Source organism: uncultured Arcticibacterium sp. (assembly GCF_964021845.1).
Lineage (GTDB): Bacteria > Bacteroidota > Bacteroidia > Cytophagales > Spirosomataceae > Arcticibacterium.
In genome coordinates, this window is sequence record NZ_CAXHZC010000012.1 from 1 (window position 1) to 15,904 (window position 15,904).

At 38.5% G+C, this 15,904-nt stretch carries 12 protein-coding genes; 4 read left to right on the forward strand and 8 right to left on the reverse strand.

The window, feature by feature from the left end; genetic code table 11:
- Window positions 1-80: 80 nt before the first annotated feature.
- Genes AADJ06_RS21745 through AADJ06_RS21755 form a run of 3 tightly spaced genes read right to left on the reverse strand, consistent with a single transcriptional unit; the run spans window position 81 to window position 3,651 of the window.
- Complete coding sequence (locus AADJ06_RS21745; RefSeq protein ID WP_341228609.1) at window positions 81-833, reverse strand: succinate dehydrogenase/fumarate reductase iron-sulfur subunit; 753 nt, start codon at window positions 831-833, stop codon at window positions 81-83.
- A 10-nt stretch (window positions 834-843) separates the two neighbouring features.
- Entirely contained in the window at window positions 844-2,853 is a 2,010-nt protein-coding gene (locus tag AADJ06_RS21750) for a fumarate reductase/succinate dehydrogenase flavoprotein subunit (protein WP_341228610.1), read from the reverse strand.
- A gap of 18 nt (window positions 2,854-2,871) precedes the next feature.
- Window positions 2,872-3,651: a succinate dehydrogenase cytochrome b subunit gene (locus AADJ06_RS21755; protein WP_341228611.1), complete on the reverse strand. Its 780-nt coding sequence runs from the start codon at window positions 3,649-3,651 to the stop codon at window positions 2,872-2,874.
- Between the two features lie 298 nt (window positions 3,652-3,949).
- Here AADJ06_RS21755 and AADJ06_RS21760 point away from each other — a divergent pair, with 298 nt between their 5' ends.
- Complete coding sequence (locus tag AADJ06_RS21760) at window positions 3,950-6,811, forward strand: gliding motility-associated C-terminal domain-containing protein (protein ID WP_341228612.1); 2,862 nt, start codon at window positions 3,950-3,952, stop codon at window positions 6,809-6,811.
- Window positions 6,812-6,876: 65 nt separating this feature from the next.
- Here the strand turns inward: AADJ06_RS21760 and AADJ06_RS21765 are convergent, their stop codons facing one another.
- Genes AADJ06_RS21765 through AADJ06_RS21775 form a run of 3 tightly spaced genes read right to left on the reverse strand, consistent with a single transcriptional unit; the run spans window position 6,877 to window position 11,027 of the window.
- A complete protein-coding gene (locus tag AADJ06_RS21765) occupies window positions 6,877-8,055 on the reverse strand; it encodes an acetyl-CoA C-acyltransferase (RefSeq protein ID WP_341228613.1) in 1,179 nt (392 codons plus the stop codon).
- A gap of 57 nt (window positions 8,056-8,112) precedes the next feature.
- Entirely contained in the window at window positions 8,113-10,518 is a 2,406-nt protein-coding gene (locus AADJ06_RS21770) for a 3-hydroxyacyl-CoA dehydrogenase/enoyl-CoA hydratase family protein (RefSeq protein WP_341228614.1), read from the reverse strand.
- A 17-nt stretch (window positions 10,519-10,535) separates the two neighbouring features.
- Window positions 10,536-11,027: a DUF4442 domain-containing protein gene (locus tag AADJ06_RS21775; protein ID WP_341228615.1), complete on the reverse strand. Its 492-nt coding sequence runs from the start codon at window positions 11,025-11,027 to the stop codon at window positions 10,536-10,538.
- A gap of 193 nt (window positions 11,028-11,220) precedes the next feature.
- On the opposite strand from AADJ06_RS21775, the gene AADJ06_RS21780 reads away from it, so the two are divergent.
- Window positions 11,221-11,598, forward strand: a complete 378-nt coding sequence (locus AADJ06_RS21780) for a MerC domain-containing protein (RefSeq protein ID WP_341228616.1) — start codon at window positions 11,221-11,223, stop codon at window positions 11,596-11,598.
- On the opposite strand, the gene AADJ06_RS21785 is transcribed toward AADJ06_RS21780, so the two are convergent.
- Window positions 11,595-12,419 carry an SDR family NAD(P)-dependent oxidoreductase gene (locus AADJ06_RS21785; protein WP_341228617.1) on the reverse strand — a complete coding sequence of 275 codons (825 nt, stop codon included), beginning with the start codon at window positions 12,417-12,419 and terminating at the stop codon, window positions 11,595-11,597. The genes AADJ06_RS21780 and AADJ06_RS21785 overlap by 4 nt on opposite strands.
- 42 nt (window positions 12,420-12,461) lie before the next feature.
- Between AADJ06_RS21785 and AADJ06_RS21790 the strand changes: the two genes are divergently transcribed.
- Entirely contained in the window at window positions 12,462-13,487 is a 1,026-nt protein-coding gene (locus AADJ06_RS21790) for an isoaspartyl peptidase/L-asparaginase (protein ID WP_341228618.1), read from the forward strand.
- A gap of 104 nt (window positions 13,488-13,591) precedes the next feature.
- Entirely contained in the window at window positions 13,592-14,236 is a 645-nt protein-coding gene (gene udk / locus AADJ06_RS21795; protein ID WP_341228619.1) for a uridine kinase, read from the forward strand.
- Here udk and AADJ06_RS21800 read toward each other — a convergent pair.
- Window positions 14,233-15,786 carry a M81 family metallopeptidase gene (locus tag AADJ06_RS21800; RefSeq protein WP_341228620.1) on the reverse strand — a complete coding sequence of 518 codons (1,554 nt, stop codon included), beginning with the start codon at window positions 15,784-15,786 and terminating at the stop codon, window positions 14,233-14,235. The two genes, udk and AADJ06_RS21800, sit on opposite strands and share 4 nt — an antisense overlap.
- Window positions 15,787-15,904 lie beyond the last annotated feature (118 nt).

The window sequence follows — 15,904 nt, forward strand, 5'->3', positions numbered from 1 at the left end:
GTTACAAAAATTTAAACATAAAAAAAGAGACTGCCCTTTTGAGACAGCCTCTTTTCTTTTACAATCGGATATATTTAATGTTATTCAGTAGTAGTTAAACTTGCTGAAAGATATTCTCTATTCATTCTGGCAATATTCTCCAATGAAATACCTTTAGGGCACTCCACTTCACAAGCACCAGTATTGGTACAGTTACCAAAGCCTTCTAGATCCATTTGAGTTACCATATTTTTAGCTCTTTCTGCTGCTTCTACTTTACCTTGAGGTAACAGGGCAAATTGAGATATTTTAGCCGAAACAAAAAGCATGGCAGAAGCATTCTTGCAAGAGGCTACGCACGCTCCACATCCAATACATGTAGCAGCATCAAAGGCTTTATCGGCATCTGCTTTAGGAATAGGGATAGAATTAGCATCTTGAGTATTTCCCGAAGTGTTTACTGAAATGTAAGCACCAGCATGCTGAATTCTATCAAAAGATGTTCTATCTACTATCAAATCCTTTATTACAGGAAAAGCTTTCGCTCTAAAAGGTTCTATGTAGATTTCATCGCCATCATTAAAACGACGCATGTGAAGCTGGCAAGTAGTGGTGCCACTATCTGGTCCATGAGGCTCACCATTAATGTGCAAAGAACATGAACCACAAATACCCTCACGGCAATCATGATCAAATGCTACAGGCTCTTCTCCAGTATTTATTAATTGTTCGTTTAAGACATCCATCATTTCAAGAAATGACATATGATCAGAAATTTCAGTGACCTTATAATCTACAATCCCACCTTTGTCCTCTGCATTTTTTTGTCTCCAAATCTTCAGTGTTAAATCCATGGTCAGTTTGTTATTTGTATGAGCGAGTTTTCAACTCAATGTCTTTAAATTCTAATTGTTCTTTGTGGAGTACAGCTTCTGATGGTTCTCCTTTATATTCCCAGGCAGATACGTAAGCATAATTTTCATCATCACGCAGTGCTTCCCCGTCCTCTGTTTGATAATCTTCACGGAAGTGCCCTCCACAAGATTCGTTTCTTTCCAGAGCGTCTTTTGCGAATAGTTCACCAAGTTCTAAGAAATCGGCGACCCTACTGGCTTTTTCGAGTTCCGGATTAAGCTCACTAGCGTCACCAGGAACACTAACATTTTTCCAGAAGTCTTCTCTAATCGCTTTTATTTCAGCAATAGCCTCTGTCAAACCTTCTTTATTTCTTGCCATTCCTACTTTATCCCACATGATTTTACCAAGCTTTTTGTGGTAATAATCTACAGAGTGAGTTCCTTTATTATTCACAAAGAACTCAAGTTTCTCTTTAACGGAATTTTCAGCTTCTTCGAATTCAGGAGAATCAGTAGAGATAGGGCCAGTTCTAATATCGTCAGATAAGTAATGACCAATGGTGTAAGGCAATACAAAATACCCATCAGCTAGACCTTGCATAAGAGCAGATGCTCCTAATCTGTTGGCACCGTGGTCAGAGAAGTTAGCTTCGCCAATACAGTAACAGCCAGGAATAGTAGTCATCAAGTTATAGTCAACCCAAACGCCACCCATAGTATAGTGTGTGGCAGGGTATATCATCATTGGGGTAGTGTATGGGTCTTCGTCTACAATCTTCTCATACATTTGGAAAAGATTACCATATTTAGACCTTACTACTTCTGTACCCAGCTCAATGATTTTTTCCATCGAGGCATCTTTCAAACCATGAATCATGGCTTGCTCTTTACCGTACCTTTCTATGGCAGACTTAAAATCTAAGTAAACTGCTTCTCCTGTTTGGTTAACACCATATCCGGCATCACATCTTTCTTTAGCTGCTCTAGAAGCTACGTCTCTAGGCACTAAATTACCAAAAGCAGGGTATCTTCTTTCTAAGTAATAATCTCTGTTTTCTTCGGAGATTTCTGTTGGTTTAAGACGACCTTCTCTAATGGCCATCACATCGTCCATGTTTTTAGGAACCCAAATTCTACCATCGTTTCTTAACGACTCCGACATTAATGTCAATTTGGATTGATAGTCACCAGAACGAGGAATACACGTTGGGTGAATTTGTGTATAACATGGGTTGGCAAAGAATGCCCCCTTTTTGTGTATTTTCCAACCAGCTGTTACATTAGAACCCATAGCATTAGTAGAAAGGAAATAAACGTTTCCGTAACCACCACTGGCTATTACCACGGCGTGAGCAGAATGTCTTTCTATTTCACCTGTGATAAGGTTTCTTGCTATAATACCTCTTGCTTTACCGTCTACTATAACCAAGTCAAGCATTTCATGACGGTTATGCATTTGGATTTTACCACGAGCGATTTGACGGTTCATGGCAGAATAAGCACCTAAAAGAAGCTGCTGCCCAGTTTGCCCTTTAGCATAAAAAGTTCTAGAAACTAAAACTCCTCCAAAGGAGCGATTATCTAATAGCCCACCATAATCTCTAGCGAAAGGTACTCCTTGTGCTACGCACTGGTCAATAATGTTTCCAGATACTTCAGCTAGCCTGTGTACGTTTGCCTCTCTTGATCTATAGTCGCCACCTTTAACGGTGTCATAAAATAGTCTATAATTTGAATCACCATCACCTTGGTAGTTTTTTGCGGCGTTAATTCCCCCTTGAGCAGCTATAGAGTGAGCTCGTCGTGGAGAATCTTGGTAACAAAATGCTTTTACGTTATATCCTAACTCAGCTAGAGTAGCTGCCGCAGAACCTCCAGCAAGACCAGTTCCCACCACTATAACATCAATAGAACGTTTGTTAGCAGGGTTAACCAGGTTGATTTTATCCTTATAAGAAGTCCATTTGTCGGCTAGTGGGCCTTCAGGAACTTTGGCGTCTAATTTAAAATTTGCCATGATTGTTATCTTTTTAAATTATTTAATTAGAAAATAAACTGGAATGACAGCAAATGCCAATGGAATCAGAATTGCGAAAATCCATGTTCCCAATTTTTTTACTAATGGAGTGTATTTAGGGTGGTTAAGACCAAGGGTTTGAAAACCGCTTTGGAAACCATGCAATAGGTGAAACCCTAAAGCAGCCATTGAAAGTACATAGAATAACACAAGCAATGGATTTGAGAAAGAAGCTTCAGCCTCTGCATACAAATCTTTTACTACCGTAGTTTTTGTCCCTTCAGCTTCATTTATAGTTTCAAGTAACTTAACCTCTTGTGTGTAATCAGAAGAAAGCGACTCAATAGAGCTCATTGCTCCGGAAGCCACGTTTTCCGTATAACTTACATAAGGCAAGTGGCCAAATTTATATTCATACCAGAAATCACCCATATGAACTGCTAAGTAAACCAATACAATGGTACCTAAAACAGCCATCTTTTTGCTTGCGAAAGAACCTTGATTCTTTGACATAGCATAACTTTTAGGTCTGGCTTTTCTATTTTGGAATTCCAGATAAAGCCCCCAAAAGGCATGAAACAAGATAGATGTGTAAAGCAGATAGGAAACTGTTTTGATAAGTGGGTTGGTTGTCATGAAAACCGTGTAGGTATTAAATGCATAACCTCCGTCATCTTTGAACAATTGAAGATTTCCAATCAAGTGAATAATTAAGAAAGTACAAAGAAAAAGCCCCGTCAGAGCCATGAGTACTTTTTTGCCGATTGAGCTAGTTAATGTTTTGGTGAGCCAAGACATATAATGATTATTTATTTTGGTCAATAATGAAACCTCTCATACTTAGAATAGTACAAAATTCGATGTCAAAAGTAAGTACCAAAGAGTTTAGAACCAATAAAAAAATCAATTAGAAATAGCAAATTTTGATTTTTAGACTGTTTCTAAGCGATTGTATGGTCATGTTTAAAACTAGCGTAGAAAATGTATTTGTTTTGATATATTTGAAAAAAAACTATCTCGAATTCATCCGATATATGAATATTGGGGCCGCTATTGCGTTACTTATACTACATATATGAAGATTCCTTTAAACTGCATGAAGAAATATTTATCGTATTTATTAGTTCCTCTTTTCTTTTTCCTGAGTACTCAGGCTTATGCAACGCACATTAGAGCGGGAGAAATTACGGCAGAAAGAATTTCAAACACGTCTTTGACTTATAGGATAACACTTACTACATATACTGATGAAGTGGGTGGGAAAAGTGCTAACGAAGCTCAAGAAGATGTAGATTTTTATCCGGGCTTCTCGAATAATGGAGTGGTTAGTTATAAAGTACCAAGGAGAGAGAAGGTACTTATTAGTCCAACTACAGTTAGAAATACCTATGTTACTACGGTAACTTTTCCTGGGGCAGGATTTTATAAGATAAGTTGCGGAATACCAAATAGAAACGAAGCAACCATAAACCTACCACAGCCTTCTGATAATATTACGTTTTTTGTACAAACTACACTTTTAATTAATTCAGCATTTGGTTTAAACAGTACGCCAGTACTTTTAAATATACCAATTGACTCTGCTGCAGTTGGCGTCAAGTTTATTCATAATCCAGGTGCTTTTGATATAGACGGAGATAGTCTTTCTTACAAGTTGACTATCCCTATGGAAGACAGTGAGCAAGCAAATGGAATAGGCGGACCAATTGAGGGATACATTGACCCAAGTTTGGTAGGAGACGCACCTATTAGAAATGAAGCAGATACGGGTCCTGCTACTTTTAAAATTGATGCTAGAACAGGAGATTTAATTTGGGATGCTCCACAAAAAATAGGTCAATATAATGTAGCTTTTATCATAGAAGAGTGGCGAAAGGCTCCTGATGGCACCTATGCGAGAATAGGTGTGATTGTAAGAGATATGCAGATTATTGTGGTAGAAACAGACAATAGAAGACCAGAATTAGAAGTACCTAACGATTTTTGTGTAGAGGCTGGTGATTTGATTGAATTCGAAGTTTTAGGAACGGACGAAGACGAAGACCAAAGTTTGAAGATAACCACCAATGGAGGGGTTTATAACTTAGGAACTGATGGCACTTTTAAAAGGTTTGTGGCTGATGAGGCCGCAGAATTTAGTACTTCTTCAGGAGATAATAATGTGTCGCCAGTTACTGGGAAGTTTACATGGCAAACAAACTGTGCTCATGTGAGAGAGCAGTCTTACGATGTGCTTTTTAAGGTTGAGGATTTACCAGGAAGGTTTATAACACAGTTGGTAGACATTAAAACGGTCAAAATAAATGTTAACCCCCAAAGGGTAAAAGGACTTACCGGGGAAGAAACAGAAGAAGGAGTTAAACTTACTTGGCAGCAATATCCAGAATGTACTGGCGGAGGGAAAATTTTTGTATACAGAAAAGATGGCTGTAGTGGATTGAATCCAGGGATTTGTGTACAAGGGATGCCTGATGCATGGAGGTATGTTAAAATAGGGGAGGTAGCTTTGGGTGATACCACCTTTCTTGATAATAATGCGGAAAACGGGCAAATATATAGCTACAGGTTGGTAGCAGAAGTTGGTGTTTCTCAGTTCAACACCATGCTAAGTTCTCCTTCAACCGAGTTTTGTATCGGAAGTGAATTGCCGAAACGTGTTCCGGTGATTACGCATGTAGATATTGAGTCAACAAGCAGTACTAGCGGTGGCGTAATGGTAAGATGGTCAAAACCAATAGGTTTAGATACCAGTGATTTTAAAGGACCTTATTCTTATAAACTTTTTAGAACAGAAGGACTTGGAGGCGACAGTTTTGTAGAAGTTACTACCATTAATACTACTTTAGGCGAAGCAGCAGATACCTTGTTTTTTGATACAGGATTAAATACCCTTGATTTGGTTTACAAGTATAAATTAGCATTTTACTACGAAGGAGACAAGTTAATGGGTGAGGCTCCTGCAGCTACTTCAGTAAGGCTTCGAGGAACTCCTGACGACAGACAAATTAATTTAACTTGGGAAGCGAATACTCCATGGGTAAATGATAATCAGACGCATTTAGTTTATAGAGAGGATAAGGAAAACCCTGGTGTGTTTAATGTCATTGCTGAGGTAGACGTTACAGGACCAAACACCTACAGTTTTACAGATAAAGGTGAAGATACTTTTCTGGCCGATGGAGACCAGTCTATAGTGATGGAAAATAATATTGAGTATTGTTACAGAGTAACAACTCGCGGTATGTACGGGAATGAGGCCTCTGTTTTTGGGATTTTAGAAAACAACTCTCAGGAATTCTGTCTTTCGGCGGCGGATAGGACACCTCCATGCCCATTAGTCATAAACTTAGATCAGCTAGATTGTGAGAATATTCCACAAGAGGATTTTTGTAGGTCAAACGCCTTTACTAATAAACTTAACTGGAGTACGCCAGAAAGTGTGGGAGGGGTTAATTGTAGAACAGATTTGATACGATATAACGTATACTATTCTAGATTTCCTGATGGTAACTTTGAACAAATTGGTATTACTGAAGGTACAACCAGTAGATACGACCATGTCAAAAATCCAACAGATGGATTTGCGGGATGCTATTATGTAACCTCAGTGAGTGTTTTGGATGTGGAGAGTGAGCCTAGTAATATGGTTTGTGCGGATAACTGCAACAAGATATCTTTTCCAAATGTTTTCTCTCCTAATGGTGATGGTAAAAATGATACATTTGAGCCAATGGATTGTCCTGCGTTTATAAAATCTATTGAATACGAAATTTACAATAGACAAGGTTTACTAGTGGCAGAAGGAGAAGGTTCAAGCTTAAGTTGGGATGGTAGAGGAATAAATGACCAAGAACTTTCAGTAGGGACCTACTACTATCTTATCAATGTTCAGTTTAATAGGCTAGAAGAAAATTCAGACGTTTTTACCTACAAAGGTTACCTAGAGTTGGTGAAATAAGATTCAAAAAGAAAGGCCTGAGAAGAAATTCCCAGGCCTTGTGGATTTATGTAAATCAATCAATCTTACTTTAGGAGCTCGTAAATACCAGCTACACCTTGTCCACCGCCTACACAGGCAGTAACAAGACCATATTTTTGATTTTTTCTTCTCATTTCATTTAATATTTGAACCGTTAGCCTACCACCTGTAGACCCTAATGCATGCCCTAGGGCAATAGCTCCACCATTTGGATTAAGAATAGCTGGGTCAATTCCTAGTTCCTGAGTAACAGCTAAAGCTTGAGACGCAAAGGCCTCGTTTAGCTCCACTTGGTCAATATCCTTTAACTTCATATTTGCTTGTTCTAAAGCCTTTGGCACAGCATAAACTGGACCCATCCCCATAATTCTTGGGTCACAACCGGCAACTGCATAGGCAAGCATTTGAGCTACAGGCTCTAAGTTTAATTCCTTAACCATTTTTTCAGACATTACTATGACAAAAGCAGCTCCATCTGAAGTTTGAGAAGAGTTTCCGGCCGTAACGCTTCCGCCTGCCGCAAAAACAGGACGTAACCTTGCCAATGCCTCAATACTTGTTCCCGCTCTAGGCCCTTCATCTTTTTTAATTATACTCTCTTTGGTTTTCTTTTTACCAGAGCTTGCATCAAAATAGGTTTCAGTAACCGTAATAGGTACAATCTCCTCATCAAATTTGCCATCAGCTTGAGCCTTTAAGGCTTTCATGTGAGACTTGTAAGAAAACTCATCTTGAGCTTCTCTAGAAATTTTGAAATCTTGAGCTACTTGTTCCGCTGTTAAACCCATGCCTAGGTAATAGTCCGGGTTGTCACTGGCGATGTCATAGTTTAAAGCAGTCTTCCATCCCATAGTAGGTACCATAGACATAGACTCCGTTCCTCCTGCAATAATACAGTCTGCCATACCAGCGTTAATTTTACCTGCTGCCATAGCAATAGCCTCAATACCAGAGCCGCAATATCTATTAATAGTTACACCGGGTACGGCTTTTCCCATTGATAAAAGTGAAATGTATCTTGCCATTTGCATTCCTTGCTCTGCTTCTGGAACGGCATTTCCTACAATTAGATCGTCAACTCGTGTTGGGTCTAATTCCGGAACCTGAGCTAGTAGGTATTTTATGTTTTCTGCTGCCAAGTCATCTGGGCGTTTGAATCTAAATCCACCACGACCAGCTTTTCCAACGGCTGTTCTATATCCTTTAACTATGTATGCTTTCATATTTTTATTTTTTTAAGACTGAGAGATAAAAAATCATCGACTTTTTCTCGGTTCTATTTAATTCCTTGGTGGTTTACCTGTTGTTAATAAACCTTGCATTCTTTCTAAAGTTTTTTGCTCACCGCAAAGACTTAAGAATGCCTCTCTTTCTAAGTCGAGAAGATAATCTTCCGTTACGTTTTGAGCATAGCTCAAATCTCCACCAGAAATAACATAGGCCAACTTGTCAACAATTAATGCATCATGGTCAGAAATGTAATTTCCAAGCCTCATTGATTTGATACCTGCTTTAAAAAGAGCAATACCTGCTTTGCCTTGCACTTTTACATCTGTTCTTTTGCTTGGCATCGTGTAACCGTTTTCGGCTAATTCTACAGCTGCCTGTTTCGCTTCAGCTAAGAGTCTTGACCTGTTTAAAACGATTTGGTCTCTCCCTTCTTTCAGGTAACCCATTTCCATAGCTTCATGAGCAGAACCAGACACTTTTGCCTGGGCAATATTCATAAACGCAGTTTGAAGAATATTTAATTCTGAGTCACCAGGTTTGTATGCGTCAGAGCATCTAAGAGCCATCTCTTTAGTTCCACCACCGCCAGGAATAACACCTACACCTACTTCTACAAGTCCCATATAGGTTTCTGCTGCGGCTACCACTTTATCAGCATGAAGGTTAAGCTCAGTTCCGCCACCTAATGCTAAAGTGTGAGCTGCTGTAACCACTGGGATAGGTGAGTATCTAGCCTTCATCATTGTTTGCTGAAATTGAGCTATCATCATGTTGATTTCATCAAAATCCTGCTCAATAGCATACATGAATAGCATGGCAAGGTTTGCTCCAGCTGAGAATGCCTCATGACTATCGTTACCTACCACTAGGCCTCTAAAATCTTTTTCTGCCACGGCGTAGGCCTTATTCAGACCTTCTACCACTTCTGCTCCAAAAGTATTCATCTTAGAGTGGAATTCTACACCTGCAATACCATCTCCTAAATCGAAGATTGATGACCCAGCGTTTTTCCAAATCACATTCGTTTTTCTTATGTTATCAAGAATAATGAATGATTCTGTTCCTGGAATCACTAAGTAAGATTTGCTAGGAATATCATAATAAAGTCGTTTGCCATTTTCTATTTTATAGAAAGACTCGTTCCCAGCAGCTAACATATCATAAACCCACTGTGAAGGCTTGTTGCCTTCAGCTTCCGCCATTTCTACAAACTTTTTGGCACCTACTGCATCAGCTGTTTCAAAAAGTCCCATTTGCCAGCCGAAACCAGCTTTGATAGCATCATCAACTCTGAATAGTTCATCTGCTATTTCCGGTATTCTAAAAGAAGCATACTTGAAGGCATCTGTTAGTGTTTTTCTGTAGAATTCACCGGCGGCATCTTTTCCTGCCAATAACACGGGAAATCTGTCAGCTAAACTGTCAATACTTTTGGTAGCCCCTAAAGTTTCAAACTTTACTTTTTCTGTTGGTCTGTACTCTAGCGTATCAAAATCAAGTGCTAGAATTACTGTTTTACCTTTTTCTTTAGTCTTTTTATAAAAACCTTGACCCGTTTTATCTCCAAGCCATTTCTTTTCCATTAGGCTTGCCATGATTGCGGGTAGCTCAAATGCAGCAGAAGATTCGTCGTTCTTTAGTGTTGCTTTTAGATTGTTGCAAACATTGACGGTAGTGTCAAGGCCTACTACATCAGAAAGCCTGAAAGAACCTGATTTAGGTCTTCCCACTACAGGACCAGTTAATTTATCAACTTGCTCTACAGTTAAGCCCATCTCTGCCGCAGTTCTAATAGTCTGTACCATGGCGTAAATACCTAGGCGATTGGCAATAAATGCTGGTGTGTCTTTGCACAATACGGTTTGCTTACCTAAATAAAGGTCTCCGTAATGCATTAAGAAATCAATAATAGCTGGGTCTGTTTTAGGACCAGGAATGATTTCCAAAAGCCTCAGATATCTTGGAGGATTGAAAAAGTGTGTTCCACAAAAGTTCTTTTGGAAATCTTCACTTCTTCCTTCACTCATAAGGTGTATAGGAATACCAGAGGTATTGGAGCTAACTAGAGTCCCGGGTTTTCTGTGAGCTTCTACTTTTTCGTAAATAATCTTTTTGATATCAAGACGCTCTACCACTACTTCAATTATCCAATCAACATCCTTTATCTTGGACATGTCGTCATCGAAGTTTCCTAAAGACACTCTTTTAACTACCTCTTTGTTATAGGTAGAATTTGGCTTGCCTTTTACAGCAGCTGTAAACATGTCTGTAACAATTCTGTTTCTCACCAATGGAGAGTCTGTTCCCAAACCTTTCGCTTTTTCGGCATCATTAGGCTCTCTAGGAACCATATCAAGCAATAAAACCTGACAGCCTATATTGGCAAAATGAAGAGCAATTCTGCTTCCCATTATTCCTGCTCCTAATACGGCTACTTTGTTTATTTTTCTATTCATGTTTTGATATTAGTTATCTATTTATTTTTTGGTATCCAGGCCCAGTTCATTACTGCCTGAATAATCTCTTGTCCTGTTTCATCAGTTACTCTAATAGGAACGCTTAAGTCACCCTTTGGGGTATTTCTAATCTTCTCTATTTGCTCATCATCGAGCCAAGCCACTGCCATCTGTTTTCCTAAGCTCCTTCTGATAAAGTTTATTGACAAGTCTTTCATCAATGGTATCTTATCGTCCGGAATGTTCATGCCTACCACCATACCGGTAGCTGTTTCAGCTAAAAGTGTGGTGGCAGCAGCATGTATTTGCCCAATATGATTTTGGACCTTTTTTTTGTTCTGAAGTGAAATTACGACCTTATGGCAAGTCATCTTTTCAAAATTTATTCCTGCCGTACCTACAAATTTTACCACCCTACCTATTGATTTGTCAAGAAGCCAAGGCTTAATGAATTTTGGCATTTTATCTACCTTTTCAATATTTCGGTTAAGTCGGTTGTTGTATTCCATGGTTTAAAGGGTATGCAAGCATACTCTTGTAAAATTATCTACTTTGAAATTGTTATGCAAGCATACTATTAAAAGATTTTTCTAAGTACGCTTAGGATTATTCTTTGAATAAAAGAAAAGCAATGCTTTTTGCAATATTGTTGCATTTAGATTACTTTTGCATCCTTGTTGCATTTGAGAATCAAGTAGAAGAATGAAGAAATTTATAGAAAGGCACTCACATCTTTTTCATAGAGTAGGTTTAAGCTTGTCTTTTTTGTGTGCTATACACTGTTTAGCCATGCCTTTTATTATGGTAGCTCTGCCTTTTTTAGGAGCAAGTTTCTTTACTGACGAGGTAGAGTTTATGATGATTGGCGTCAGTTTGGTTATTGGTTTTTTCGTCCTTTTAAAGGATTATCGTCATCATGATAATATTTTGCCTTTGGGTCTTTTGGGAGCTTCTTTCTGTTTGGTCCTTCTTCATGTGTTTATACACAATCACTTTATAGTTTCTTTAAGCTCTATTTCTATGGCAGTGGCCTATTTCTATAACTGGAAACTTCATAAGAATGTGTGTTCGCATTCTTAGTATGGAAATTCTAAGGGGTTTGGATATTTGAATTCGTAGTTCAACAAGTTTTTAAGTTTTTCTCCATTAATTATTTTAAAAGGAATCGGCTGTTCAGGCTTCATAAATTCCGGTTTTATAAACTCCGTTCTTTCTGCACAGTTTTCTAAAACTTCCTTTCTGCTTGGGTGCATGGGTGCTGTAACGTTAATAGTTTGACCGAAAAGCTCCGCTTCTATTACTGCTTCAATTACGCCTATTACATCATCTCTAAAAATATAATTTACTGGTGTATTTCCATTCGTAAGGTTTTTTTTGCCAGAGAAGTATTTACAAGGAATTCGGCCATAACCCATAAGCCCGCTCAGTCTTAAAACGGTCAATCTTTCCCGAAGGCTTTCCATCAGCATTTTTTCAGCTTTAAAAAGTGCATTAGATTCCTCAGCTTCCGTTTCGCTCATTGACCTGTTCTGGGTAGGGTAAACAGAAGTACTGCTTGTGTAAATGACTTTGATGTTTTTACGCTCTTTAAGTATTGAGGCAAGTTTGGTTATTTGTCGTAGAAAGTTTTCTTCCCCATTCTTTTTAAGTCTAGGCGGAAAACAAATTACAAGGTATTTTGATTTGAAAAACGCTGCGTGTGAAATACCATTTTCTAAATCAATGATAAATGGCTTTACGCCCTGCTCTTCTAGCGTTTTAATTTTGTCTTTAGAGGTGGTGCTGCCTGAAACATTCCACTTTTTTAGGACAAAACTTTTAGCGAGTGGTAGTCCTAGCCAACCACAACCTAAAATTGAGATAGAAATTTCGTTTAAACTGTTTTCTTGAATATTTTGCATAAGATAAAACCGACCGCATTTTATTTAATTAACAAAGTAAAGATGAAAAAATTAATGTTGGTGTTTTATTTAATTCTTGGTCAAGTTACGGCACAGGAAAACTTCGCTTTAGTGATTCATGGTGGGGCGGGTACTATTACTAGAGAAAACCTGAGCCCAGAAATGGAGAAAGCCTATCAAGAAAAGCTAGACGAGGCTCTGCGGGCTGGTTATAAAGAACTAGCTGAGGGGAAGCCAGCTATGGATGCGGTAGTAAAAGCCATTCAGGTTATGGAGAAGTCTGCCTTGTTTAATTCAGGGATTGGTGCTGTGTTTACGCATGAAGGAAGAAATGAACTAGATGCTTCTATTATGGATGGTAAAACACTCAGTGCTGGTGCTGTGGCAGGAGTAAGTCATATCAAAAGTCCGATAGAAGCTGCTAGGGCGGTAATGGAAAAGTCAGAACATGTTTTATTGGCAGGCAAAGGAGCAGAGGAATTTGCAAAATTGAAGGGACTTGACATGGTTGATAGTAGCTATTTTTATACAGATAGAAGGTGGAAGTCTTTGCAAAGGGCTATTAAAAGAGACTCTATAGAGCTAGATCATTCAGAGGAAGAACATAAGAAGTCATCTATGAATTACAGTGTGCCAGAAGATTATAAATTTGGAACGGTGGGCTGTGTGGCTTTAGATATGGATGGTAATTTGGCCGCGGGTACTTCTACAGGGGGAATGACAAATAAAAGATGGAATAGAGTGGGAGACAGCCCGATTATAGGAGCTGGCACTTATGCCAATAATGCAACTTGTGCCGTTTCGGCTACTGGTCATGGGGAATATTTTATAAGGTCTGTAGTGGCTTACGACATTTCTGCTTTGATGGATTATAAAAGCCTTTCATTGGTAGATGCGGCTGAAGAGGTTGTTCTGAATAAGCTTGTAAAGCTTGGTGGCTCTGGAGGAGTTATTGCTATTGATAAGGAAGGAAACGTGGCAATGCCATTTAATACCAAAGGAATGTACCGTGGATATATGAAATCAAATGGTGAAAAATTGATATCAATCTATAAAGAAGTAGACTGAGAAGAATAAAGCCAATGGTATTTGTTAATTTTGCGGCTGATTTGTAGGGTAAATTCTACTTTTCACACTTCATTTATCATAATCTTTGGAAATTAGCTTTTAAAATGGTCGATACTCATCGAAAAAAACCTTTTGTTATAGGAATTACTGGGGGAAGTGCCTCAGGTAAAACTTTTTTCTTAAAGAGCCTATTAAAAGAATTTTCTGAAGAGGAGGTTTGTCTTATTTCTCAAGATAATTACTATAAAGAGAATAAGCATATTCCTAGAGATGGGAATGATATCGAGAACTACGACCTGCCTGAGTGTATTGATTTCGAGTCTTACGCAAGCCACATTAAGAGCTTAATAGAAGGTGAAACTGTAAATCACCTTGAATATACTTTTAACAATCCGGACAAGGTTCCTGAAATGTTGGTGCATAAACCTGCTCCAATAATAGTGGTGGAAGGACTTTTTGTGTTTTATGAAAAGAGCCTTTCGGACTTGTTGGATATCAAAGTTTTTATTGATGCGAGAGAAAAGATAAAAATCAAACGCAGAATAAAAAGGGACAATGAGGTACGCGGCTATGATATGGATGACGTACTTTATAGGTGGGAAAATCATGTCACACCTACGTACAAGAAATTTATAAAACCTACCAAAAAGTCTGCTGATGTGGTGATAAACAACAATGACCACTTTGATAATGGACTTTGGATGCTTACCACCTTTGTTAGGTCAATATTGAATCAAAGTAAAAGTTAGTTTGAAGAAGGGATAAACTGAGCCGAAAGGTCTGGCTGCTCCATGTCTTTGTCTAGTGGAAACATTGGTCTTTTGATTCTTTTATAATCTAATCGTTCTAGGTCTTGATTAACGCCACCAGGTGTTAAGGCCATAATCCAGTCTGCTCTTATGTCGTAAAGTTCTGGTACCAGATAGCCTATTTTTACTACTACTATATCCGTTTCTGTAGGTTTAAGGCTTAGGTCTGTAAAATCTTTGATGTAGTGATATGGTTTTCTTTTTTCTGTAACTATCACATGCACAGAACCTACTTTTACTACAACTTCTACACCAGCATTAACATCCCCTTCTTTAATAGATTCTATAGTTCCTTTTAATTTGATTGGTGGAGCGTATCTATTATCTACCGCAGCACCTACTGAAGCTTCTATTTCTGCTCCAACACCAGCTTTGAGAGCAACTTTAGTTAGTTCTGGACCTGGAATAGAGGCATAAATTAAACTTGGGCCATCTGTTTTTTTGAACTCTGGCCTGTCCAAAATTTCTTTCAAAGTCCAAGTTACGTCACCTGCACCGCCAGCAGTTGGGTTGTCGCCAGAGTCACTAATTAAAAATGGATGCTTGTTGCTTTCGATAGCTGCATCAAGGCTTTCAGAAAGAGAACCCACGGACGAAACAAAGTCAAATTCATTTCTAGCATCCCAAAATTTTTGAGCTAGTTTTTCAGCTGCTTGGCTCACTTTTTCCTTGTCGTCACCTGTAACCATCACCACAGCATGATTTCTAGGCTCGTCTGCCCAAGCATATCCAACCCAAATGGCAGCGTCTATAATACCTTCTTGTTTTGTTATTGGGTCTACTTCTGCATAAATTGATTTAGCAGGCTCTACTCTAGTGCTTGTTTTTTCTCCTGGAAGCAAAATTGGAACAGGAATCCACGCTTTAAATTTAGGTTTTCCTTTTCCGCTCTTAATTCTGTCTAATAAGTTGGTAACGGCTCTTCTCTTTGTTTCCATGGCGTCTTCATGAGGTGCCATTCTGTAACAGGTTATTAAATCTGTGTTTTCTGCTAACCTTGGAGATACATTGCCATGTAAATCCATGGAGGTAGAAATAATGGGTTCTTTGCCGATAACTTCTCTTATTCTAATAATGAAATCTCCTTCTGGGTCGTCAAGACCAACAACACTCATGGCTCCGTGAATATCAAAAAAAATGCCGTCATAAGGCATTCCTTTTTTTAGTCTTTCTAATGTTTTGTTTACCAAAGATTCATAAGCCTTTTTACTCACTGCTCCACCAGGGATAGATTTACCAATAACTGTTGGGAACCAATTTGCGGCACTTCTTAGTAAAGAATCCTCTGCGAAGAAAGGGTATCTTGTGAAAACTTCATCGCCGTATTTGGCGTGAAAGGCTTCTTCCTCTGAGATAGCTGGAGAAAAAGTACTTGATTCAATAGCTAGACCTGCAATGGCAATTTTTGGAAGCTCTTCGGTGTTTTTCTGTAAGTCAGTATTACAAGAAATGAGTATCAGTAGGAGTAAAGGAATGGATAGGAGTTTCATGAAAGGCTAATTCGAAAATGATAATTATTATTTAAAATTACGGATTTCTTTAAACCACGTTCTGCATTTCTAAAATATCTCATTAAAGTCTTAGAGGGTTTACAGGAAACCTTAGAAA